The organism is Ruegeria atlantica, assembly GCF_013032455.1.
GTDB lineage: Bacteria > Pseudomonadota > Alphaproteobacteria > Rhodobacterales > Rhodobacteraceae > Ruegeria > Ruegeria atlantica_B.
In genome coordinates, this window is the sequence record NZ_WQCF01000001.1 from 269,552 (window position 1) to 293,144 (window position 23,593).

The window sequence follows — 23,593 nt, forward strand, 5'->3', positions numbered from 1 at the left end:
CTCAATGCCGCGAATTTCCGTCTCCTTCCAGTGCATTACCAAATTTTGACCACAAACACGTCACGATCGTTTCGCGATCAACCAATAGTTGCTGTGATTAAAGGATTTTCATTCAAGCCGAGTTCATCATGCTAACCCGTATCTTCTTACAGTACCGACGCTTCTTTCTTTGCTGTATTCTCCTATCAGTCTTTTTTTACCTAGCTACTTTGCTTGGTTACGGTGAGTGGCCAGAAGACGTCCGGGGACCACTTGCTCCGCTCGCATACATTATCACGATCGCGATCTGCATAGGCACGCCCATCATAGTATTTTCGCTTTTAGCAACCTTTATGCTTCCGTTGATGGAGATCTGGTTAGTGTCTTTGATTGTTTTAATGCTGGTCTTCACCCCAATGCGCGCCCTTTTACCGGCAGACTCCATTCCCGGATGGGTGGATTGCATAGCATTGGGTGCCCTAAGCATCCTAACTTATCTCGCGGTGTACGGTTCATGGTTCGGTGGAATTATGAAAAAACACATGAAAAAGCACACAAAGACTTTCCATTTAACCGGAGACCCCGAGGACATCTGGAACGCTTTTTTCCCGAACCCCGAAAATCCAGATCGGTATTATTGGCCGAACACCCAGTTTCTTCCGCCTCCAAATGGCAGCAAAGCAAGTTTTGTCATGACACTCCCTCGTCGCGGGGACCTCGAGAACATGACGCAGAAAGTTTTCATCGAATACGCACAACCCTTTTCAGAGTTTCGGTTCAGCACCCGCTCTCTGCCAGGCTGTTCGGACCCAAATCAGATTGTTGAGGTCAAGATCACGCCAACTGGAACAAAGTGCCAAGTGGAATACACACGCCAACTGATTGACGTGCCTATCGGAAAGCGGCTTTTTCTGTATTTGTCCAACGACTTTCGCGACACTGTTCACAGCATGAAACGCCGCTTTTCCGGGCGGCGAGACGGATCGTTGCAAGGTCGACAAATGCTTCGCGGTTAAAGAAGATCTATATCGCCCTGCGCCCGCTGCGCGTGAAACTGCGCCTGCCATGCGTCAAACGCACCTACCGAAATAGCATCGCGCATACCCTGCATGATTTCCTGGAAATAGTGCAGGTTGTGCCACGTCAGCAGCATGCCCGAGATCATTTCGTTGGACCGGAACACATGATGCAAATAAGCCCGTGAATAATTCGAACAGGCGGGGCATGAACAGTTTTCATCCAGTGGCCGTGGATCATCAGCGTGGCGGGCGTTTTTGATGTTCACAACGCCATAGCGGGTGAACACTTGCCCGGTGCGGCCCGAGCGTGAGGGCAAAACACAATCCATCATGTCAATGCCACGCGCTACCGCACCAACGATATCATCTGGTTTTCCAACCCCCATCAGATAACGCGGCTTGTCGGCCGGCAGGAAGTCAGGCGCGTAATCGAGGCAACCAAACATAGCCTCCTGCCCCTCGCCCACGGCCAGACCGCCAACGGCATATCCTTCGAACCCGATGGCCTTCAGTGCTTCGGCACTTTCCTCGCGCAGGTCCTGCTCCAACCCGCCCTGCATGATGCCAAACAGCGCGTGGCCCGGACGGTCCCCGAAAGCTTCGCGCGACCGTTCGGCCCATCGCATCGAAAGACGCATCGACTCGGCAATGCGATCGCGGTCCGCAGGCAAGGCTGGGCATTCGTCGAAACACATGACGATATCCGAGCCCAGCAACCGCTGAATCTCCATCGACCGCTCCGGTGTCAGCTCATGCTTGGAACCGTCGACATGGGATTTGAACGTCACACCCTTTTCAGTCAGCTTTCGCAGCCCGGCCAGCGACATCACCTGAAACCCGCCCGAGTCCGTTAGAATGGGGCGTTCCCAGTTCATGAATTTGTGCAGGCCGCCTAACCGGTCGATCCGTTCCGCCGTTGGGCGCAGCATCAGGTGATAGGTGTTGCCCAGCAGGATGTCAGCCCCGGTCGCACGGACGCTTTCGGGCATCATTGCCTTGACTGTCGCCGCCGTCCCCACCGGCATGAACGCAGGAGTCCTCACCTCACCGCGCGGCGTGTTGATCACTCCGGTACGGGCTTTGCCATCAGTGGCCTTAAGGTCAAAGGAAAAACGTTCGGTCATGGGGTCGCCTCGGGGTCGCTGAACCGGGTGGGATGTGCCTGATCTGCCGCGCCATTGCAACCCGTCAAGGCAGCGAAGCAACGCGTTCGGTAAACAGTCGCACAACCCCCGCCCCGTCCACGTCCCTACACACACGAACCGCCGGTCGGGACGGATCAGGGCGCGTCGCTCCGATCTCTGAGCCTGCGGTCAAAACCTGCAATCCGGTTTCAACCATGTCAAACATCGGCTCATGGGTGCAGGCAATCACCGCAGTTGAATCATGGAGGCCGCAGCCCTCAAGCCCGCCGATTTCCTTGTAGAATTTCAAATAGAACCGAGAGATATCTCGAAGAAATCCGCCCATATCCAATGACTGATCGGCCAACGCCTCAAAGTCTGCTGTTTCATAAAGGGTTTTTAGCGTCACATCCAAACCGACCAAAACCGTTTCTGGTGGTGCCGCAAAAACCTCATCCGCCGCATTGGCATCATGATAGATATTTGCTTCGGCGTGCGGTGTGACGTTGCCCGGGCAGTAGACCGCACCGCCCATTATCACCAGACGCTTGATGTTGGCCGAAAACGCGGGATCCAGACGCATCGCCTGCGCAATGTTGGTCAGAGGGCCAACCGCGCAAACTACAAGCTCTCCTTTATGCTGACGCGCCATGTCCACCAGAAACTCAGCAGCCGACAGCGAATGATTTGCCCCAATCTCAGGAATGTCGGTGATATCGCCGAAACCTTCAGGCCCGTGGACATGTTCAGACGGTGCGTGGGTATCTTGCCCCGTTGCAAAGGCAGCACCTTCAGCCACTGGCGCATCCACGCCCAGCTTGTGCAGCAAGAACCGCGCGTTTCGACTGGACTGACGTACATGCGTGTTTCCAAACACAGTGGTCAGCCCGATCAGGTCGATCTCAGGTGCTGCGGCGGCGTAGGCAATTGCCATGGCATCGTCGATGCCGGGATCAGTGTCGATGATAAGTTTCATGCCGATCCGATATCGCAAACATTGCAGGATGCAAAGCGGTCACAATCGGAAAATTCCGCCCTTCGTCCAACGCTTCTAAGATTTGCTTTCCAACCCAACCCCTTCATACCAGTGTTGAATTTCGGCGACTCGATACCCATATGTATACCGTCGTACACAATAAAAGAGGACAGATATGACCGAAGACCAGATTATTGGATTGCTAACGTCGAACATTATTTACGTGCTGGCGGCTGTTTTAATCATCACCGTCATATTTAAGGGTGTGAAGATCGTCCCCCAATCCGAAAAATACGTGGTCGAACGGTTTGGGCGCCTGCATTCGGTGCTTGGCCCCGGAATCAACTTTATTGTTCCGTTTCTAGATGTTGCACGCCATAAGATATCCATTCTGGAACGTCAGCTGCCCAACGCGACACAAGACGCGATTACCAAGGACAACGTTCTGGTGCAAATCGACACCTCGGTCTTTTACCGCATTCTTGAACCGGAAAAGACAGTGTATCGTATTCGCGATGTAGACGGTGCTATTGCAACAACTGTGGCCGGTATTGTGCGAGCGGAAATCGGTAAAATGGATTTGGATGAAGTTCAATCCAACCGTGCTCAACTGATTACCCGCATTCAGGAAAGCGTAGAAACCGCCGTGGACGACTGGGGTATTGAAGTGACCCGCGCGGAAATTCTGGACGTGAACTTGGATCAGGCCACACGTGACGCGATGCTTCAGCAGTTGAACGCCGAACGCGCCCGTCGTGCCCAGGTGACAGAGGCCGAAGGTCAAAAACGTGCCGTCGAATTGAACGCCGATGCCGAGCTGTACGCTGCCGAGCAAACCGCCAAGGCACGCCGCATTCAGGCCGAGGCCGAAGCCTATGCAACCGGCGTGGTTGCCAAGGCCATTCAGGATAATGGTATTGAGGCCGCGCAATATCAGGTTGCCCTGAAACAGGTCGAGGCACTGAACGCGCTGGGTAACGGTACCGGTTCGCAAACCATCGTCGTTCCCGCCAACGCGCTGGAAGCTTTCGGAGATGCGTTCAAAATGCTGAAAGGAGGAAAGTAATGGCTGATCCCTTCTGGCTGACCTGGTGGATTTGGCTAGCCGGAGCGCTTGCCCTCGGAATCCTCGAAATCGTGCTGCCAGGCTTCATCTTTCTGGGCTTTGCGATTGGGGCTGCCGTCACCGGATTGATGCTGGTTATTCCCGGTGTCGCGCCTTCTCTGCCAGTTCTGCTGCTAATCTTCGCGGCTTTGTCGCTGATCTCGTGGTTGATTTTGCGTCGGGTTTTCGCCCTGCCTCATGGTCAAGTCAAAACCTTCCGGCACGACATCAACGACTAAACTTCACTGGCGCCCCTCTGGGGCGTCATTGCGCCTCTGGACGCCGCCACTGGCTTTCCCTATATAAATGCTCAGGTAACAAACCCGAGGCACGAATGACTCATCCGAGTGAACAATTTGAGGGCTCACCGCTGATTGCACCTTCAAGCATCGAGCACCCCCTTTATGACACTGTTGTGGAAGCCTGCCGCGCGGTGTTTGACCCTGAGATTCCCGTGAATATCTACGATCTGGGTTTGATCTACACCATCGACATCAACGCCGAAAACGCGGTCAAGATTATTATGACTCTGACTGCTCCGGGATGTCCTGTTGCAGGTGAAATGCCCGGCTGGATCGTCGAAGCTGTCGAGCCTGTCGCAGGCGTTAAGGAAGTGGATGTAGAACTGACTTGGGAACCGCCCTGGGGCATGGAGATGATGTCAGACGAAGCGCGTCTTGAGCTTGGGTTTATGTAAGTTTTCCTCGACAATCCTCTGTCATAAAAAGTTTATCTTTATGTCACTGAGGTTTCTAAAAACCGTTACCAAGATTGCAGACAGTGCTCGCGTGCTTGCGCTTGTATCCTTTCTGGCCCAGCACAGGCTGGAAAAGCTTGTAACCCCATAAACTCCGGCCTGACGACCCAAATATGAGACCGCTCTTGCCCGAGGGCGGTCTTTTTTTGTGCAAACAGGCTGGTTATTGCACACCGCAGGTAGATTTGATTTCTGCTGCCCTTTTATCCAACGCCTTCACGTAATCACCTGATAACATGGTCAATCTTTTGTTTTCGGTTCCGGTTACCATTCCCAATAGCGCCCCTGCAGGTGTCAGCGCCACCACGCTTTCTAGCTGCTGGTCCTGAGCATGTTTCTTTTCGGCTGCAATCGCCCGCAAATCGCCCTCGGCTGTGGCGCAATTGATTGGATGTGTTTTTTGTGCGGTGTCGGCAGATGCCGCGGCCGTTGAGAGCGCTGAAAGAACAGACGCCAACATTATGTTAACAAGCAACAAATTACGCTTAGCCATGTTACCTCATCAATTAATTTTTCGCCCAAGATTGAGTGTGATCAGCTAAAGTCAGCAAATTTCAAAAGGCAAGAACATTCACCGTAAGCGCGAAATGTTAGGTAAGCATGGCTGCTATGTCTTGAGCCATCGCTCTGTCGACACTAGATTAATACTCACGCGCGACAACGGAGATCACAATGTTCGGCATTCCCGGCAAACAAGCCGTGACCATGACGCCCAAAGCGGCAGAGCAGATTGCCCGCCTGATGAAATCAGGTGGTCACGCCGGCCTGCGGATTGGCGTTAAGAAAGGCGGCTGCGCTGGCATGGAATACACAATGGACTATGTCGAACAGCCCGACCCCAACGACGAAGTCGTCGAACAGGATGGCGCGCGTATAATGATCGCGCCTATGGCGCAAATGTTCCTGTTTGGGACCGAGATTGACTATGAGGTCTCCTTGCTGGAGGCGGGCTTCAAATTCCGCAACCCGAATGTGGTTGACGCTTGTGGATGCGGTGAGTCGATCAAGTTCGACGAAGGCCTCTCTGCCAAGACGTAATCCCTTACCCGCAATCCTCCCGTTTTCAGTCCTGCCTGCAACCGGAATTGTCAGTCCGGACTGGCGGTGTTATCCCGTTCTAGCAAATACGAATTTCAAGGAGATCGGGACATGCGGCGCAAGCTGGCGGCTGGTAATTGGAAGATGAACGGAACCACGGCGGCGCTGAGCGAGTTGGAGGCGCTGGCCCGAGCGCACCCGTCACCGTCCATAGATGTTCTGATCTGCCCACCAGCAACGCTGCTGCACCGCGCGGCAGAGGCCGTGCGTGATACCGATATTTCAGTAGGTGGACAAAATTGCCACGCAGCGACCTCGGGCGCACATACTGGTGACATCAGCGCGGACATGTTGGTCGACGCCGGAGCGAACGCTGTGATTCTGGGCCATTCCGAACGCCGCGAAGATCACGGCGAGCAGAACAAAGACGTTCGTGCCAAGGCGCGCGTGGCCATGGATGCCGGGCTAAAGGCAATCATTTGCGTTGGCGAAAGTCTGGAACAACGCGAAGCTGCAAATACGCTGGACATCATCGGCGGGCAGTTGTCCGGATCGATCCCGGATCAATCGACCGGTGAGAACCTGATCGTCGCTTATGAACCCATCTGGGCCATCGGCACTGGCAAAGTCCCCACGCTGAATGAAATTGGAGAGGTTCACGACTTCATCCGCGCCCGGCTGGAACGCCGGTTTGGCGAAGGCGTCGGCCGGTCTGTACGCCTGCTTTATGGTGGGTCAGTCAAGCCATCCAACGCCAAAGATATCTTCGGCGTCTCAAATGTGGATGGTGCGTTGGTGGGCGGCGCCAGTCTTAAGGCACAGGATTTCTCGGGCATCATCGACGCCCTGCAAAAGGCCTGAGCTTAAGCTCAGGCCAGTTTCATCGTCACCATACCGGTCACAATCAAAATCGCCGCGATTACGCGCGCGGCGTTCACTGTTTCCCCCAACAGCATAACTCCAACCAGAAACGCGCCTACCGCACCGATGCCGGTCCAGATGACATAGGCAGTTCCCAGAGGCAGCGTGCGCATCGCCAGCGCCAACAACCCGAATGAGCCAATCATTGACACGCCCATGATGGCGGTCGGCCAAAGCCGTGTGAAACCAGCGGATTGCTTCATGGCAACCGCCCAAACAACTTCCAGCAAGCCAGCAAACAGCAGATATATCCAAGGCATAAGGACACCTCATGTATTTTCGGGTCGTCCCGAAAAATTACCCGTTTTGGGGAGGTCGTCCTCTGCCTCCGATGTGGGATTGCAAGGCATATATTCAAGTGGCCCACAGACAAAAAGGCCGGGCAGATTGCGCTGCCCGGCCCAAGCGAAAACTTACTATCGCTAGTTCGTTATGATCTCTGGCCCCATGAAGGTGTTCGGCAGGAAGGTCGAAATCCACGGTATGTACGTAACCATGATCAAGAAAACGAACAGCACAGCCAGGAACGGCAGCGCCGCCTTCACCACGCTCATCATTGGCATGCCAGCCACGCCCGAAGTCACGAACAGGTTCAACCCGACCGGAGGTGTGATCATCCCGATCTCCATGTTGACCACCATGATGATGCCCAGATGGATCGGGTCGATGCCCAGTTCGATCGCAATCGGGAATACCAGAGGTGCCACGATCACCAGTAGGCCCGATGGCTCCATGAACTGACCACCAATCAGCAGGATCACGTTGACCACAATCAGGAACGTCACCGGCCCCAGCCCCGCAGACAGCATGGCGCTGGCGATATGTTGCGGCACCTGCTCGTCCGTCAGTACATGCTTCAGGATCAGCGCGTTGGCGATGACGAACAGCAACGTAACTGTCAGCTTACCGGCCTCGAACAGAGTATGCTTGGTGTCCGGATGGAAGAAAGCAGTGACCAAAGCATAGGGCTTTTTCAGAAGCGGCAAGTTGGCCGTGCCCTCTTCTGTGCTGAGCGGCCCCATGTCCTTGTAGACAAAGCTGGCGATTAAGAACGCATAGACGGCAGCAACCGCAGCGGCCTCGGTCGGCGTGAAGATTCCGCCGTAGATACCGCCCAGGATAATGACGATCAGGAACAGACCCCAACCGGCCTCTCGTGCCGAGGTGAAGACTTCGCCCCAACCTTTCCACTCACCTTTCGGCAGGTTCTTGACCTTGGCCATGACGTAGATGGTGATCATCAACATCAGACCCGCCATCAGGCCCGGAATGACGCCCGCCAGGAACATGCGCCCAACCGAGACTTCAACAGCCGCAGCGTACACGACCATCACAATGGAAGGCGGGATCAGGATGCCCAGCGTACCGGCGTTACAGATCACACCTGCGGCGAATTCCTTGGAATAGCCGACCTGCCGCATCCCCGCGATCACAATCGAGCCGATAGCCACCACAGTTGCCGGAGACGAGCCGGAAAGCGCTGCGAACAGCATACAGGCAAACACACCCGCGATCGCCAGACCACCGGGCAAATGACCGACACAGGCAATCGAGAACCGGATGATCCGCCGCGCGACGCCGCCTGTCGTCATGAAGGACGACGCGAGGATGAAGAACGGGATCGCCAGCAGGGTAAAGTGCCCCTCAAACGCCTCGAACAGCGTCCCCGCGACCGAAGCCAGCGAACTGTCGGAATAAATCAGCAAGAACAGGGTTGAGCTGAGGCCAAGCGCCACCGCAATCGGAACACCGATCAGCAGCAGGCCAATGACCATTGAGAATAGAAGAATTACGTCCATCAGTCATGCTCCCCCTGCTGAGCGCGCACTTCTTCGATCTCATCCTCAACCTCATGACTGGCGACAAGACGATCCGTTTCGCCGCGCCAGATCTGAACTGCGACCTGAGAAAAACGGATCACCAGCAACAGCATCGACAGTGGCAAGATGAAATAAGGAACGACCTTTGGCAGCTTTTCATAGGCTTCGCCGTAGTTGATCATGTCTTCCAGGAACCGCAGAGGTGCGACCATGGGGATGTCATCAACTTCGTAAAAGCTCTGGCTACGGGCATCGACATTGAAGCCGGTCGGGAACCAGCGGCCCGACGTGGGCGGCAAATCCGCGAACACAGCCCAATAGTCATAGGCGCCCTTCAACAGCAGCAGCGAGAATAGCAGACAGCATGCCACAGCGATCAACGCCAGTATCCGGCGCGGTGCTGGGGCCAGCATGTTCAGGATAGCATCCACACCCAGATGCGCGTGCTTTTTCACGGCATAAGACGCACCCAGCAGTACCAGCCAGCCAAAAGTGAACACTGTCAGCTCAAGCGCCCACAGAATGTTGGAGTTAAATACGAACCGCGCAATCACGTTGGCAAAGGTTACGGCCGTCATCAGGCCCAGTAGCAACGCGATCAGGGTTTCTTCGATATGGTCGACCAGCCCGCCTTGGCCGGGTTTCGCACCAGACATCTTTCTGTCCCCGCATTTTTGTGATGAGAGTGAATAGGTGGCGGGCCTGATATGGCCCGCCCGACCAGCGCGTCCCTCCAACTCCCCAGTCCTGGGACGCGCGGCCTGAACCGGGATCAGAACCCGGCGTTGATGGCCTGCGCTGCGTCGATCTTATCTTGACCCACGTCACCTGCGAACTGATCCCAGACGGGCTTCATCGCATCAACCCAAGCCTGACGTTGTTCAGGGCTTAGTTCACGAATGATGCCGCCTGCATCAGTGATCGAGGCTTTGGCCGCTTCGTTCACCGTAAAGGCTTCTTTGTTCCGGGTTGCGGTGACTTCGTCCAGAATAGTCATGAACTGATCACGCACTTCCGGATCCAGGCTATCCAGCCAGTCGACCGAGGTCACAACCAGATAGTCGATGATGCCGTGGTTGGTCTCGGTGATGCCGTCCTGCACTTCAAAGAACTTCTTGCCGTAGATGTTCGACCAGGTGTTTTCCTGACCGTCCACAACACCCTGCTGCAGCGCGCCATACACTTCCGAGAACGCCATCTTCTGGGGGCTGCCACCGATGGCTTCCATCTGCGCAACCAGCACGTCCGAGGACTGAACACGGAACTTCAGGCCATTGGCATCCGAAGGGTCAACCAGCGGCTTGTTGGCCGACATCTGTTTCATGCCGTTGTGCCAGAAGGCCAACCCCTGCAGTCCACGACGCTGCATACTGTCCTTCATCGCCTGACCTTCGGCCGAGGCTTGGAATGCGTCCACAGCATCGATGTTCTTGAACATGAATGGCAGGTCGAACAGACGGAATTGCTTGGTGAATTTTTCAAACTTTGACAGCGAAGGCGCGGCCAGTTGCACGTCACCTTGCAGCATCGCCTCAAGCACCTTGTCATCGTTATACAGGGTGGAGTTCGGATAGACTTCCACGCACATCACGCCATTCATCTCGTCATTGACGCGCTGCTCCAGCAGGGATGCTGCGATGCCCTTGGGGTGTTTGTCGGTATTCGTAACATGAGCGAACTTCACGACGATCTCGCCATCATCACAGGCCGCCATGCCTGCGGTCGCTGTTACGGTCAGTGCCATGGCTGTTGCAGCCGTTGTCAGGAACTTCATCAGTCTTTTCCTCCCAGACTTTCTAAATCTTCAACTCGGCACCCCTTCAAGCGCCGTATACTGGAAGTGAACCGAATCAACGGGCACGGCTCAACGGTTTGTTACGATTCGTGTTTTTTCTGAGATTTTGATTATATAACAGATAATTAAAACATGCCTTCAATAGGCTCATTTTGTGCCTTTACATGTAGTGTGCGAAATTCCGCACGGCCATATCAGTTGTTGTGCGGAAATTCGCACTTCCGGCGAATCATCTTGGCAGAATCACGAGCTGAAAAACTGCGCTAACCGCAGCTTGCGTCAGCGGGCTGCCCCGCCCAACTGCTAAAAGTGCATGACAATGCGATTTCAGGAGGCGGGAGCCTCTCGCTCTATCTTCGGTAATCCTCGGGGCGTATCTGATACCGGGCTAGCTTGTCGTAAAACGTCTTGCGCGGCAGCTTCAAAGCCTTAGCCGCATCCGAAGCCTTTCCATTGTGCCGCCCCAACGCCGCGACCAGCAATGAACGCTCCACCCGCGCCATCTGCTCGCTCAGCCCCAGATCGGTGGCCTGCGCCACTTCTTCCGGCATACCAAGCACGAACCGCATCGCGGCCGACATCAAAGACCGCGCATTCCCCGGCCAGTCGGCGGCCATCAGAGCCGCCAAATGTTCCGAGGAAATCTCGGGTTCTGCGATGCCCGCTTGCTCAGCTGCCTGAGCCACATTGTGTCGAAAAATTACCGGAATATCCTCGGGGCGCTCAGCCAGTGACGGAATACGCACACGCATTACGTCCAACCGATAGAACAAGTCCGCCAGAAATCGCCCGTCGGATGACAGATCCGCAAGATCCGCCGTTGTTCCCGCAAGGATACGCGCGCCTGTTCCCTGCTCAACCAATTCCAGCGCGGCATATTGCGTGGCTTCAGGCATGGCTGAAATCTCATCCAGAAACAGTGATCCACCGGCTGCGTCCTCGCAAATCTGAACCAGCGCGTCCGGCGTCAAACCCGATGATGGCCTTTTTACAAACGGCCCCTGCCCCTGCGGTGACATCAGATGCACAACCTCGGCCACCTTGGATATCCCACTACCTGCTGGCCCGGTCACCAGAACCTCAGCCCCAGTGGGCGCAACGGTCCGAACCCGCTCTCGCAATGCTTCTGCCTGAGGAGACAAACCGAACAGTAACCGAGCAGCCGGATCTCCACGCTCCAACTCATGCTTAAGCGCGCGCTCTTCCAAAACCTGAGTGCGCACGGCAAAAGCCTTGCTCAAAACATCCAAAAGATCAGCGGCTGCACATGGTTTTTCAAGAAAATCAAATGCGCCCTGCCCCATGGCCCGCACCGCCATCGGAATATCCCCTTCACCGGTCAATAGAATGACTGGCAAATCCGGGTCGATCTCAAGCGCATAGGTCAGCAGATGAAACCCATCACGGCCCGGCATTCGAATATCAGATACGATCACACCGGGAAAATCCGCGCGAATGTGATCTTTCGCCGCCACGAAAGAACCAGCCGACACGGGAAGATAATCCGCAAGTTCCAGCGTTTGCGCCAGCGCCTCACGCACGGCGGCGTCGTCATCAACCAAAAGAACTTTACGCGTCATGCCACTTCATCTTCCCGATACGCTTCAAGCTCGACAGTGAACACCGCCCCTGTTTGCGTATTTGCCCCGCGGATATTGCCACCAAAACTTTGGACCAAACCATACGAGATTGACAGACCAAGACCCATCCCCTCGGACGACCCTACCGCCTTGGTGGAGTAGAAGGGTTCGAACAGCTTCTCGGTATTCTCAATGCCGGGTCCGATGTCGTGTACAGTGACAGAAAGCGGCTCTTCGCTGTCGACTTCAATGCGAATAAGCCGATCGTCTTGCTGGCTCATCGCGTCAGCAGCATTGTTGATCAGGTTCACAAAGACCTGCACCAACCGTACCTCTCCACCCCAAGCGAAAACTGGCCCGTCCGAGGGCTGCCAATGCAACTTAACACCTTCAGCACGCAAACGCGCATCGGTTAGTTCCACGGCTGTGTTGATCACCTGCACCAAATCAACCTTGCCCATCGGTTCGCTTTCATTGCGCGCGAAGGCGCGAAGATTCTTGATGATACGCGCCATCCGAGAGGCCATGTCCGAAATGCGACTCAGATTTTCTGAGGCCTTTTCTGAACGCCCCTTTGTCAGAAACGCCGCGCCATTATCCGCGAATTGCCGTATCGCCATCAGGGGTTGATTCAATTCATGACTGATCCCCGCTGACATCTGACCCAAAGCGCTAAGCTTGCCGGCCTGTATTAGTTCTTCCTGCGCGTGTTTCAGTGCGGTCTCGGCCTCTTGTCTTTCACGCACCTCGCGTCGCAGGGCCGTGTTGGCGACCGTCAAGGCGCGCGTACGCTCTGTAACGCGGCTTTCCAAAATCACGTTTGTTTCGGCCAAGGTTCGCCGCCGTTCAGTCGCCAGAAACAGCAGCGCTCCGAACGCCAAACAGATCGCTGCGACGGTTGCCGCCTGCAACCCAGCCAAACGCTGGGCTGGGGCGACATCAACCAGCACCTCTGCCGTCATGTCGATCACCGGAAGGTCCAGCATCAGGTGCAGCGCGCGTTGCGGAAGATAGCGGCCCCAGTTCAGCGTCCATAGCTCATGCCCGCCAACCATGGTCGTCGCGAAATCGACGGGGCCTCCGTCTGGTGGTTGCAAGCCCTGCTGCCCTTCGGCTCTTTGCCAGAACAGAAGGTCAGACCGGTTCGAGATAAAGACTACCCCGTCCCCGTCGATGAAAAACACCGCCTCGGTACTGCCACGCCAAGTCTGCTCCACATCCTGCACATCAGCCACAACCATCAGCGCGCCCTCAACGCGCCCCGTGGAATCAAATGCAGGTGCCGCGTAAGAATAAGTCCGCTCTCCGCTATCCAGCGCACCATGCGCGTTACCCAAAGCCCCCTGCAAGGCCCGCCGAAATGCCGGGTGATCCGCCATATCCTTTTGCGCCACGGGTTGGGCCGAGGTCAGAACCTGTCCGCGACGATCCAGATACATCATGTTCACCGCAGCCGTCTTGTCAGTCACATCCAACAAAACCGCTTGCGCCGCCTGTTGCCGGGCCGGGCTATCCAATGTGCGCAAGGTGGGGTGGGTGGCCATAAGCACAGCCAATTCCTGATACACCTGCATCTGGGTGCTAAGCCTATCGGCAGCCAGTTCAAGATCGGCCTCGGCCTTTTCGCTAAGCTGCGACAGTGCCTGTCGATAGCCATAAGACCAAACCCCGGCGGACAACAGCCCGACGGCAAACAGAAATCCAAGGATCATCCAAATCCGTTGCATGACATAGGGTCTTGCATTCGACGCGCCTCATGGCAAGTCTGCCTCGCATGAAGACCGTAATCCAATCCCCGGTGGAACCGGGTTTCGTGCAAAATCCTTATGCCTTCTATGACACGGCCCGCACATACGGGGACCTTGTCTACTGGAATGACTACAAGAAGGTCACAGCGGTCTCGCACCGTGCTGTACAGGCGCTGCTAAAAGACAGACGCTTTGGCCGAGAAGTTCCCGCCGAGATGCAAAGGCCCGGCCCCGCGCATCTGCTCCCGTGGTTGAATATCGAGGCGCATTCGTTGCTTGAGGCGGAACCACCACGCCACACCCGTCTGCGCGCGCTGGTGATGCGAGCCTTCACGTCACGCGCGATTGCGGCACTTGAATCGTCAGTTCACGAGCTCAGCCACGCCTTGATCGACCGATTTCCCGATACTCCATTTGATCTGTTGGATGCCTTTTGCACGCGGGTGCCGGTGATCACCATCTGCCGCCTTCTGGGTGTGCCCGAAGAAATGTCGCCTGATCTACTGCGCTGGTCTCATGCGATGGTGGCGATGTATCAGGCCAGCCGCACGCACAAGACCGAGGACGCAGCCGCCAAAGCCGCCGAGGGTTTCACTGCGTTCCTGAGTGAGTACATCGAAAAACGCAGAACCGATCCCCGAGACGACCTGATCACCCGCCTGATCGCTGCAGAAGAAGATGGCGAAAAACTTTCACGCGATGAACTGGTGGCCACCTGTATCTTGCTGCTGAATGCTGGCCACGAGGCAACGGTTCATTCTCTTGGAAATGGGGTGAAAACGCTGCTGAAACTGGGTATCAACCCATGCAACCAGAGAACGGATGGGCTGGTCGAGGAAGTCCTGCGCTATGACCCACCGCTGCATATGTTCACGCGCTACGCCTATGAAGAGGTCGAAGCCTTTGGCCACAGTTTCAAACGGGGGGATGAGGTTGCCTTGCTGCTAGGTGCGGCGAACCGCGATCCTGCGGTTTGGAGCGAGCCGAACCGCTTTGATCCGACTCGCCCGATTGTCACTAACACCAGTTTCGGAGGTGGTCTGCATTTCTGCGTCGGGGCCCCACTGGCACGGCTAGAGATGCGCATTGCGTTGGTGGCGTTATTCGCTCGGTGCCCGAACCTGCGCCTGACCGCCGAACCGGAATACTCAAACACCTACCACTTTCACGGGCTGACCCGCTTGATGGTTCAGACCTGAGAAGCCTCAGTTTTCGATCAGCGCATTCAGCGGCAGCATGGTGGTGGACTTGATCTCCTCCATCGACAGCAATGCGGTCACGTTATGCACACGCACCTCTGAAATCAGGGTCTGGTAGAACACGTCATAGGCCCGTGCATTTTTGACCCGAACCTTGAGGATATAGTCGATGTCGCCCGCCAGCCGGTGCGCCTCTTGCACTTCGGGGCGGTCGCGCAACGCTTTTAGGAACTTACGCTGCCATTCCGCCTCGTGTTCAGAGGTTCGAATCAGAACAAAAAAAGTGGCTTCGAATCCCAGTGCTTCGGCATCCAGCAAAACAGTCTGCTGACCGATGACTCCGGCCCCTTTCAGCTTGCGGATTCGATTCCAGACCGGGGTCTTGGAACTGCCAACACGGGCTGCTATTTCGTCCAGCGATTGGCTGGCGTCGCGCTGTAGCTCGACCAGAATTTTCCGATCCGTGTCATCAATTCGCACTGACATTCCAATTTTTCCTTTGTTTCGAAACAAAAGTCCCGCACAGAGGCGCTGACCAAACATTTGTTCTTATTTACACGCCCATATAGCGCAATACAGGGAATATTTCCTATATTGCAGGTCAAGTCAAACCAAGCGGAACGAACATGCAGCTTACGCATTCATATGATGGCACAGGACACGTCGACTTTGTCGGCGCGGGTCCGGGCGATCCGGAATTGCTGACGCTCAAGGCGGTGAACGCCTTCGCGCGTGCTGACGTCGTGCTGCATGACCGCCTGATCAGCGCCGAGGTTCTGGAGCTGGCGGGCAAGTCCGCCGTTCTGGTTGACGTCGGTAAGGCAGGCTTTGGTCCCTCTTGGAAACAGGAAGACATCGACGCGCTGCTGGTCGACTACGCAGTCAAGGGCCACCACGTCGTACGCCTGAAATCGGGTGATCCGACTGTGTTTGGTCGCCTGGATGAAGAGATCGAAGCGGTCGAGGCCGCAGGTATCTCATGGCAGATCGTACCGGGCATTACGGCGGCCTCTGCTGCCGTTGCAGGAATCGGTCAAAGCCTGACCCGCCGCGGCCGCAACTCGTCCGTGCGGTTCCTCACCGGTCACGACATGAAAGGTTTCGCCGATCACGACTGGACCGCGCTGGCGCGCTCCGGCTCTGTGGCCGCAATCTATATGGGCAAGAAATCCGCCCGTTTCATTCAGGGCCGCCTGATTATGCACGGCGCTGACCGCGAAACGCCGGTCACACTGATCGAAAACGCGTCGCGCCCCGATCAACGCATTCTGGCCACCACGCTGGACCAGCTGCCCACCGATTTGAACGCCGCCGAAATGGACGGCCCCACCCTGACCTTTTATGGCCTCGCCCCGCGCCAAGCGGCCCAGGCCCTGACCGAATTCAAGAAGGAGCACGCCTGATGGCCCGCGCTTTTACACCCAAAGTGGTCACCGCCAACGATCTGTTGGAAGGCGACGTTATCTATCTGACCGAAGACGACCGCTGGTCGCGTGACCTGTCCGAGGCCGAGCTGATCACGGATGAGGCCCACGCTCAGGTCCGTCTGCTGGATGCCACCCGTCAGGCCAACAAAATTGTCGGCGCCTATCTCGCCGATGCCGTAGCAGGCGCGAACGGCCCCGAACCCACCCATTTCCGAGAGGACTTCCGCCGCACCGGACCGTCCAACTATGCCCACGGCAAACAGGAAACAGCAACGCAGCCCCGGGCCTGATATCTGGCCCTCTCTCTCCCCTACAAGGCCCCCAGGTTTCGGGGCTGCAATTAAGGACAGCTAATCATGTATCGCTACTCCGAGTTCGACACAGCATTTTTGGCAGAACGTAACGCGCAGTTCCGCGCGCAGGTTGAGCGCCGCATCGACGGCTCGCTGACCGAAGACGAATTCAAACCGTTCCGCCTGATGAACGGCCTGTACCTGCAGCTACACGCATACATGCTGCGGGTTGCTATCCCCTATGGTACGCTGTCCAGCGCACAGATGCGCCAACTGGCACTGCTGGCCGAGAAGTGGGACAAGGGTTATGGGCATTTCACCACCCGCCAGAACATCCAGTACAACTGGCCCAAGCTGAACGATGTGCCGGACATGCTGGACGCGCTGGCCGAGGTTGGCATGCACGCCATCCAGACCAGCGGTAACACCATCCGCAACGTGACCGCCGACCATTTCGCCGGTGCCGCCGCGGATGAGATCGCTGATCCCCGCCCCTATGCCGAACTGCTGCGCCAGTGGTCGACCGACCACCCGGAGTTCCAATTCATGCCGCGTAAGTTCAAGATCGCCATCACCGGCTCGGAAAATGACCGCGCCGTGATCAAGGCGCATGACATCGGCCTGCAGCTGGTCGAGCGCGACGGCGTTCTGGGTGCCCGTGTTATCGTGGGCGGCGGTTTGGGCCGTACACCGATGATCGGCAAAGAGCTCTCGGAATTCGTCGCCTTTGACGACCTGCTGGCTTACCTCGAAGCCACTGTTTCCGTGTGGAACCAGATCGGCCGCCGCGACAACAAGTATAAGGCGCGCATCAAGATCACCGTCCACGAGAACGGCATCGACACCATCCGCGCCAAGGTCAACGAGCGCTTCCTGCAGGTTCGCCCGCAGTTCAAAGGCGCCGACATGAACCTGCTGGAAGAGATCAAAGGCCACTTCGCTGCCCCGGCTTTCCGTGAGGGCTCGGTTGCCTCGTTCGAAAGCGCCTATACCAACGATCCTGTCTTCCGCTCGTGGGTCGACACCAACATCGCGCCGCACAAGAATGCGGACCACGCGATCGTCACGATCTCGATCAAGAAACACGGCGCGACGCCGGGCGATGCAACTGCTGAGCAAATGCGCGTGATGGCCGATCTGGCCGAAGAGTTCGCCTATGACGAGCTGCGTATCAGCCATGAGCAGAACGTGATCCTGCCGCATGTCCACAAGTCGGACCTGCCCGCAATCCACGCGAAGCTGAAGGAATACGAATTGGCGACCGCCAATATCGGCCTGATCAGCGACATCATCGCCTGCCCTGGCATGGACTACTGCGCACTGGCAACCGCCCGCGCAATTCCGGTTGCGCAGGAAATCGCGACACGTTTCGACGACCTGAAGCTTGAGCATGATATCGGCCACCTGAAGATCAAGATCTCGGGCTGCATCAACGCATGTGGTCACCACCACGTGGGTCACATCGGCATCCTTGGTCTGGATCGCGCTGGCGTCGAAAACTACCAGATTACTCTGGGTGGTGACGGAACCGAGACCGCGACCATTGGCGATCGCACCGGTCCGGGTTTTGCCTACGATGAGATCGTGCCAGCCGTTGAGCGCATCGTCGACACGTATCTTGAGCAACGCGAAAGCAACGAGGAAACATTCCTGCAGACCTATCGTCGGGTAGGCATGGCGCCGTTCAAGGCGGCGCTCTACCCCGAGGCGCAGGCCAATGCCGCTTGACCTGATCCAAACGGAACTGGGTAAAGACCGAAGCGCACTGACCGAAAGGGTCGAAGCGCTGAACGCCCAGTTCCGGCACCACAGTGCGCATGATGTCATGCATGGTGCCATCGAAGAGGTCGACAAGCTTGCTCTGGTCTCAAGCTTCGGTGCGGAATCGGTAGTGTTGCTGCACATGGCGGCGGTCGTCGACAAGATGACCCCGGTGTTGTTCGTGGACACGCAGATGCTGTTCACCGAAACCCTGGAATACCAGCAGGAGGTCAGCGAGCGTCTGGGGTTAAAAAACGTCCATATCATCCATGCCGAGGATGAGGACGTGCAACGTGAGGACCCTTATGGTGCGCTGCGTTTACGGGACACGGATGCGTGCTGCAATCTGCGTAAAACCTTCCCGCTGCAGCAGGCTTTGACAGGCTATTGCGGCTGGATTACTGGACGCAAGCGGTTCCAGTCGGGCACTCGCGCGGCGCTCGATTTCTTCGAGGTAGAGGACGGCACGGGCCGGATCAAGGTCAACCCGCTGGCCCATTGGGCGCCCGAAGATGTGCGCGCCTATATGGAAGAAAACAACCTGCCCCGGCACCCGCTGGTGGCCAAAGGATACCCTTCGATTGGCTGTGCACCCTGCACCTCGCCGGTCAAAGAAGGCGAAGACCCCCGCGCCGGACGCTGGCGCGATCAGAACAAAGAAGAATGCGGCATCCATTTTGTCGATGGCAAGATGGTGCGCGCCGGAGAGAAAACATGAACGTAATCGTATCGGATGAGGGGTTCGCCCCCGACGACTGGACCGACGGCTTTGTCACGCTGGAAGACGCGGCCAATGATGTGGTCGCGCTGGATGTGGCCTCGGACACTGACCCGGATGACCTGATTGACCGTTTGGGCAACGCAAGGATGGTGCGCGTGGACTTCCCGTCTTCGGCGGATGGCCGCGGCTTTACCATTGCCCGCGTTCTGCGCTTGAAAGGCTATACCGGTCGCCTGCGCGCCAAGGGTCACGTGCTGGCCGACCAATACGCTATGGCCCGCCGCAGCGGTTTTGACGAGGTCGAGATCGACCACGCACTGGCCGCCCGGCAGCCGGAAGACCAATGGTTGGCCCGTGCCAACTGGAAAGACAACAATTACCAGGCCCGCCTGCGCGGCTGAGACCCGCATAGCCAGCTTGTGAGCGGAAGGGGGCAATCTGTCCCCTTTTCCTGACTTGGATCAAAGATTAAACGGAGATGTCGGTTTACCCCACCGGCAGTGAAACGATGACAGAGATGAAGCCCGTGACCGAAGCAACCGCCGTGAAGGCCCCCGTTCTGCCGGATGCGCAGACCGTAACAGATGTCAAACACTGGACCGACAGCCTGTTCTCGTTCAAGGTGTCGCGCCCTGCCTCGCTGCGGTTCCGCTCGGGCGAATTCGTGATGATCGGCCTGCTGGGCGACAACGGCAAACCGCTGCTGCGCGCCTATTCAATTGCCTCGCCGTCCTGGGACGAAGAGCTGGAGTTCTATTCGATCAAGGTGCAGGACGGTCCGCTAACCTCGAAGCTGCAGCACATCAAGGCAGGTGACCAGATCATCCTGCGGCCCAAGCCCGTCGGCACACTGGTCCATGACGCGCTGCTGCCCGGCAAGCGCCTGTGGTTCTTTGCCACTGGCACCGGTTTTGCGCCGTTCGCCTCACTGCTGCGTGAGCCTCAGACCTATGAGGATTACGATGAGGTCATCATCACCCACACCTGCCGTGAAGTGGCCGAACTTGAATACGGTCGTCAGTTGATCGAAAGCATCCGCCAGGACGAAATGCTGGCCGAACTGATGGGCGAAGGTTTTGCTGACAAGATTCGCTATTACCCGACCACCACACGGGAAGAGAGCCCCAAAATGGGCCGCATCACGAACCTGCTGAAGGACGGCACCGTGTTTGCCGATCTAGGCATCGAAGGTGGCATCAAGCCTGAAACCGACCGCGCGATGGTCTGCGGTTCGCTAGCCTTCAATCTGGATATCAAGGCAATCCTTGAAGAATTCGGTCTGCGTGAAGGTGCGAACTCGGAGCCCAAGGAATTCGTGATCGAAAAGGCCTTTGTAGGCTGATCCTTTCGTGCGGGCCGCTGAAATGACAGTGGCCCGCGCATAAACCCGCTGCAAAACCTGTGAATTTCAGCCTTTTCGACGCGGATGGCGCTTGAATCAAGGCGCGGGGCGGTCTAGATTTCGGGCTCGAAATTCTGCAATCATCAAAGGAATGAACCCATAGCCCGCAGACCCCACAACGCGCCGCCGCAGAGAGACACCGGACCGCGCGTCAATGAAAAAATCCGTGCCCCCGAAATTCGCCTGATTGGCGCTGATGGTGAAAATGTCGGGGTGGTTCATCCCGCCAAAGCCATGCAACTAGCCGCAGATGCCGGCCTTGACCTCGTCGAGATTTCGCCAAACGCGAACCCTCCGGTCTGTAAGATCATGGATTTTGGCAAGTTCAAATACGAACAGCAAAAGCGTGAGAGCGAAGCCCGCAAGAAGCAAAAAGTCATTGAGGTGAAAGAGGTCAAGTTCCGGCCCAACACCGACACTCATGACTATGACGTCAAGATGAAGAACGTCTTCAAGTTTCTGGAAAAGGGCGACAAGGTCAAAGTCACCCTGCGTTTCCGAGGCCGTGAAATGGCACACCAAAACCTGGGCCGCGAGCTGCTGGAACGTGTGGCCGAAGACATCAAGGATCTGGGCAAGGTCGAGAATATGCCCAAGATGGAAGGCCGTCAGATGATCATGATGATCGGGCCTCTGCCACAGAAATAAGGTTCTGACTGATCAGACCAAGAAAGCCTCCTCAATTTTGAGGAGGCTTTTAATTTTGCGCTCTGCGTTGTCAGATCACCGCAGGAATGGCCCTGCTCAGTTTCCCAACCAGTTCGTCAATCTGCGCGTCTTCAATGATGAACGGCGGCGCCAGCAGAACGTGGTCTCCCTTTCTCCCATCTCGGGTGCCTGACATCGGATAACAAATCAGCCCCTCAGCCAGAGCGGCCTTTTTGATCTTTCCAGCCACCCCAAGTGCAGGGTCAAACGGCGTTTTCGTATTCCGATCCGCAACAAGCTCAATACCCCGGAACAACCCTCGACCCCGAATATCACCGACATTCGGGTGCTGCCCCAGTGCAGCTTCAAGCGAGGATTGCAGTCTTTCACCCATGACAGCCGCCCGCGCCGGTAGCTCGCGGTCGGTCAATTCACGTACGACCGCCAAAGCCGCCGCCGTCGCCACCGGGTGCCCGATATAAGTGTGACCGTGTTGAAAGAATCCGGACCCATCGCGGATGGCGTCATATATCTGACCTGTGCACATCATCGCACCGATCGGCTGATAACCCGCCCCCAACCCTTTGGCGATACACAGAATATCTGGATCCACCCCATCGTGGTCACAGGCAAACAGATGTCCGGTTCGGCCCATGCCGCACATCACTTCATCCAAGATCAACAGCACGCCGTATCGATCACAGATTTCACGAACGCGCTTAAAATACCCATCAACAGCAGGCACTGCACCCAGTGTAGCACCAACAACCGGTTCAGCCATGAACGCCATCACAGTGTCAGGACCCAGTCGTAGGATTTCAGCCTCCAACTCATTAGCGACCCGCTGACCGTAGTCAAAGCTGCTCTCACCTTCGGGTTTTTCAGCATATTCATAGCAAGCTGCGATATGAGTCATGTCGATCAGCATCGGCGCGAACTGCGCGCGCCGCCACGCATTTCCACCCGCAGACAACGCCCCAAGGGTATTGCCATGGTAACTCTGTCGCCGCGCAATCACGTGCCGCCGGTCAGGTTGACCGATCTCCAGAAAGTACTGCCGCGCCAGCTTGATCGCCGCCTCGGTCGCCTCGGACCCGCCCGAGACGAAATACACCCGATCAATATCCCCCGGCGCATGTTCGATCAGCAGGTCCGCCAAGGCTTCGGCCGGTTTCGAGGTCATGAAACCGGTATGCGCGAAAGCAATCTGTTCGACCTGTTCCTGCACGGCCTGGATGACTGCGTGGTTGGAATGACCCAGACACGACACCGCCGCATCGCCACAATCCAAATAACGATTACCCTGCGCGTCGATTAGATAACACCCGTCTCCACCTGCCGCGACCGGCAATTCGGATTTCGTGTGGCGAGGAAATACGTGACTCATTTGACTGCCCTTTCCAGCGTGGCAACAAGCGCCGAAACCGACGCGGCATTGTTTTTCCAAAGGTTCCCGTCTTCATCGGTCAGACTATTTTCGAACCCGACGCGAACATTTCCGCCTTGCCGAGCAGCGTATGTCAGACAGGCATGTTCCTGAGCACCAAAAGCACAGACCATCCAAGGCGATTTGGTTTTGGGAAAATGGTCCAAATCCTGCGGTGCAGACTGCTGGCCCGCAGTATACCGTCCCAATACGAAAATACGTTCTGACTGCCCAACTCGTACGGTCCCAGCCTTCTGCCACTGCGCCAACAATGCGGCATCTTCGGAATCATACAGAATATGCTGCACACGCGTATCCTGTTCAGCACACAGGCCGTACACCCGCTCCGCCCATTCCGGTGCTCGCGCAATCTCGCGCACAGAAATCGACGCCCACTCAGGGCGCACCCGTTCCAGACATGCAAACTGGGCAGGCACATCGAAAGTACCGGCGGCTTCGGTCGTGATCTGAATGTCCATCTCGGGTACAGCCGCCCGAAGCTCGGCCATTGTCTCAAGATAGAGACCGTCGTCCAACGAATGCAACCCATTCGAATCCCGAACATGCAAATGCAGCCCATTCGCCCCTGCATCAAAGCTGGCTTTCGCGGCTTCCACAATCTGATCAGTGGACACCGGCAAATTCGGGTGATCCACCGGCCCGCGCCGTGCACCAGTCGGAGCGACAAGAATATAAGGTCTAATTTTGGATCGCATGTCGGACATTAAGATACCTCTGAGCTCCCGGCCTCACCTAATCCATTTCGCTATGTTTTTTAGTTGCCTTTTCCATAACATTTGTTTTTTTTGATCTATGGACGCTACGCCCAACCAACTCCTCGATCGACTGCGCCA

Annotated in this window: 26 protein-coding genes; 14 read left to right on the forward strand and 12 right to left on the reverse strand. The window is 56.5% G+C overall.

Translation table 11 applies throughout. The features are described from left to right. Positions 1-128: 128 nt before the first annotated feature. Positions 129-995 (forward strand): hypothetical protein, encoded by an 867-nt coding sequence (locus GOW93_RS01350; protein ID WP_170381269.1) that lies wholly within the window; start codon positions 129-131, stop codon positions 993-995. Here GOW93_RS01350 and tgt read toward each other — a convergent pair. After that, positions 992-2,122 (reverse strand): tRNA guanosine(34) transglycosylase Tgt, encoded by a 1,131-nt coding sequence (tgt, locus tag GOW93_RS01355; RefSeq protein ID WP_170381270.1) that lies wholly within the window; start codon positions 2,120-2,122, stop codon positions 992-994. The two genes, GOW93_RS01350 and tgt, sit on opposite strands and share 4 nt — an antisense overlap. Positions 2,123-2,186: 64 nt before the next feature. Beyond that, the gene (locus tag GOW93_RS01360; RefSeq protein WP_170381271.1) at positions 2,187-3,098 is read right to left on the reverse strand and encodes a nucleoside hydrolase; all 912 of its coding nucleotides are present in this window, start codon (positions 3,096-3,098) and stop codon (positions 2,187-2,189) included. 175 nt (positions 3,099-3,273) lie between these two features. Here GOW93_RS01360 and GOW93_RS01365 point away from each other — a divergent pair, with 175 nt between their 5' ends. The 3 genes from GOW93_RS01365 to GOW93_RS01375 all read left to right on the forward strand — a co-directional run bounded on the left by GOW93_RS01365 (position 3,274) and on the right by GOW93_RS01375 (position 4,900). Next, complete coding sequence (locus GOW93_RS01365) at positions 3,274-4,164, forward strand: SPFH domain-containing protein (protein ID WP_170381272.1); 891 nt, start codon at positions 3,274-3,276, stop codon at positions 4,162-4,164. Then, positions 4,164-4,442 carry an NfeD family protein gene (locus tag GOW93_RS01370; protein WP_170381273.1) on the forward strand — a complete coding sequence of 93 codons (279 nt, stop codon included), beginning with the start codon at positions 4,164-4,166 and terminating at the stop codon, positions 4,440-4,442. Before GOW93_RS01365 ends, GOW93_RS01370 begins: the two co-directional genes overlap by 1 nt. Before the next feature lie 95 nt (positions 4,443-4,537). Beyond that, positions 4,538-4,900, forward strand: a complete 363-nt coding sequence (locus GOW93_RS01375) for an SUF system Fe-S cluster assembly protein (RefSeq protein ID WP_170381274.1) — start codon at positions 4,538-4,540, stop codon at positions 4,898-4,900. Positions 4,901-5,123: 223 nt separating this feature from the next. On the opposite strand, the gene GOW93_RS01380 is transcribed toward GOW93_RS01375, so the two are convergent. Beyond that, positions 5,124-5,453: a hypothetical protein gene (locus GOW93_RS01380; protein WP_170381275.1), complete on the reverse strand. Its 330-nt coding sequence runs from the start codon at positions 5,451-5,453 to the stop codon at positions 5,124-5,126. Positions 5,454-5,632: 179 nt separating this feature from the next. Here GOW93_RS01380 and GOW93_RS01385 point away from each other — a divergent pair, with 179 nt between their 5' ends. Both GOW93_RS01385 and tpiA read left to right on the forward strand, forming a co-directional pair. After that, a complete protein-coding gene (locus GOW93_RS01385) occupies positions 5,633-5,998 on the forward strand; it encodes a HesB/IscA family protein (protein WP_170381276.1) in 366 nt (121 codons plus the stop codon). Between the two features lie 111 nt (positions 5,999-6,109). Continuing rightward, positions 6,110-6,859, forward strand: coding sequence for a triose-phosphate isomerase (gene tpiA / locus GOW93_RS01390; RefSeq protein WP_170381277.1), 750 nt, complete (start codon positions 6,110-6,112; stop codon positions 6,857-6,859). 8 nt (positions 6,860-6,867) lie between these two features. Here tpiA and GOW93_RS01395 read toward each other — a convergent pair whose 3' ends face one another. From GOW93_RS01395 to GOW93_RS01420, 6 genes are all read right to left on the reverse strand, one after another. Further along, positions 6,868-7,179, reverse strand: coding sequence for a DMT family transporter (locus GOW93_RS01395; RefSeq protein ID WP_170381278.1), 312 nt, complete (start codon positions 7,177-7,179; stop codon positions 6,868-6,870). A 162-nt stretch (positions 7,180-7,341) separates the two neighbouring features. Beyond that, complete coding sequence (locus GOW93_RS01400) at positions 7,342-8,718, reverse strand: TRAP transporter large permease (protein ID WP_170381279.1); 1,377 nt, start codon at positions 8,716-8,718, stop codon at positions 7,342-7,344. After that, the gene (locus tag GOW93_RS01405; protein WP_170381280.1) at positions 8,718-9,395 is read right to left on the reverse strand and encodes a TRAP transporter small permease; all 678 of its coding nucleotides are present in this window, start codon (positions 9,393-9,395) and stop codon (positions 8,718-8,720) included. Before GOW93_RS01405 ends, GOW93_RS01400 begins: the two co-directional genes overlap by 1 nt. A gap of 116 nt (positions 9,396-9,511) precedes the next feature. Further along, on the reverse strand, positions 9,512-10,513 hold the full coding sequence (locus GOW93_RS01410) for a DctP family TRAP transporter solute-binding subunit (protein ID WP_170381281.1): 1,002 nt from the start codon (positions 10,511-10,513) through the stop codon (positions 9,512-9,514). A gap of 371 nt (positions 10,514-10,884) precedes the next feature. Then, positions 10,885-12,114, reverse strand: coding sequence for a sigma-54-dependent transcriptional regulator (locus GOW93_RS01415; RefSeq protein WP_170381282.1), 1,230 nt, complete (start codon positions 12,112-12,114; stop codon positions 10,885-10,887). After that, positions 12,111-13,841, reverse strand: coding sequence for a sensor histidine kinase (locus GOW93_RS01420; RefSeq protein ID WP_170381283.1), 1,731 nt, complete (start codon positions 13,839-13,841; stop codon positions 12,111-12,113). The genes GOW93_RS01415 and GOW93_RS01420 overlap by 4 nt, the downstream gene beginning before the upstream one ends. Before the next feature lie 47 nt (positions 13,842-13,888). Here GOW93_RS01420 and GOW93_RS01425 point away from each other — a divergent pair, with 47 nt between their 5' ends. Further along, a complete protein-coding gene (locus GOW93_RS01425) occupies positions 13,889-15,061 on the forward strand; it encodes a cytochrome P450 (protein ID WP_170381769.1) in 1,173 nt (390 codons plus the stop codon). Positions 15,062-15,067: 6 nt separating this feature from the next. Here GOW93_RS01425 and GOW93_RS01430 read toward each other — a convergent pair whose 3' ends face one another. Next, positions 15,068-15,547, reverse strand: coding sequence for an Lrp/AsnC family transcriptional regulator (locus GOW93_RS01430; RefSeq protein WP_170381284.1), 480 nt, complete (start codon positions 15,545-15,547; stop codon positions 15,068-15,070). 140 nt (positions 15,548-15,687) lie between these two features. Between GOW93_RS01430 and cobA the strand changes: the two genes are divergently transcribed. The 7 genes from cobA to infC all read left to right on the forward strand — a co-directional run bounded on the left by cobA (position 15,688) and on the right by infC (position 21,313). Next, positions 15,688-16,464 (forward strand): uroporphyrinogen-III C-methyltransferase, encoded by a 777-nt coding sequence (gene cobA / locus GOW93_RS01435; RefSeq protein WP_170381285.1) that lies wholly within the window; start codon positions 15,688-15,690, stop codon positions 16,462-16,464. After that, positions 16,464-16,778, forward strand: a complete 315-nt coding sequence (locus GOW93_RS01440) for a DUF2849 domain-containing protein (RefSeq protein ID WP_170381286.1) — start codon at positions 16,464-16,466, stop codon at positions 16,776-16,778. Before cobA ends, GOW93_RS01440 begins: the two co-directional genes overlap by 1 nt. A 66-nt stretch (positions 16,779-16,844) precedes the next feature. Then, the gene (locus GOW93_RS01445) at positions 16,845-18,509 is read left to right on the forward strand and encodes a nitrite/sulfite reductase (protein ID WP_170381287.1); all 1,665 of its coding nucleotides are present in this window, start codon (positions 16,845-16,847) and stop codon (positions 18,507-18,509) included. Further along, positions 18,499-19,260 (forward strand): phosphoadenylyl-sulfate reductase, encoded by a 762-nt coding sequence (locus GOW93_RS01450; protein WP_170381288.1) that lies wholly within the window; start codon positions 18,499-18,501, stop codon positions 19,258-19,260. Before GOW93_RS01445 ends, GOW93_RS01450 begins: the two co-directional genes overlap by 11 nt. Beyond that, on the forward strand, positions 19,257-19,664 hold the full coding sequence (locus GOW93_RS01455; RefSeq protein ID WP_170381289.1) for a DUF934 domain-containing protein: 408 nt from the start codon (positions 19,257-19,259) through the stop codon (positions 19,662-19,664). Before GOW93_RS01450 ends, GOW93_RS01455 begins: the two co-directional genes overlap by 4 nt. Positions 19,665-19,771: 107 nt before the next feature. Then, positions 19,772-20,605 carry a ferredoxin--NADP reductase gene (locus GOW93_RS01460; protein ID WP_170381771.1) on the forward strand — a complete coding sequence of 278 codons (834 nt, stop codon included), beginning with the start codon at positions 19,772-19,774 and terminating at the stop codon, positions 20,603-20,605. A gap of 246 nt (positions 20,606-20,851) precedes the next feature. After that, entirely contained in the window at positions 20,852-21,313 is a 462-nt protein-coding gene (gene infC / locus GOW93_RS01465; protein WP_438826220.1) for a translation initiation factor IF-3, read from the forward strand. A gap of 70 nt (positions 21,314-21,383) precedes the next feature. Here the strand turns inward: infC and GOW93_RS01470 are convergent, their stop codons facing one another. Together GOW93_RS01470 and GOW93_RS01475 are read right to left on the reverse strand one after the other, a co-directional pair. Continuing rightward, positions 21,384-22,700 (reverse strand): aspartate aminotransferase family protein, encoded by a 1,317-nt coding sequence (locus GOW93_RS01470; RefSeq protein ID WP_170381290.1) that lies wholly within the window; start codon positions 22,698-22,700, stop codon positions 21,384-21,386. After that, positions 22,697-23,464, reverse strand: a complete 768-nt coding sequence (locus tag GOW93_RS01475; protein WP_170381291.1) for a 3-keto-5-aminohexanoate cleavage protein — start codon at positions 23,462-23,464, stop codon at positions 22,697-22,699. Before GOW93_RS01475 ends, GOW93_RS01470 begins: the two co-directional genes overlap by 4 nt. Between the last annotated feature and the right edge of the window lie 129 nt (positions 23,465-23,593).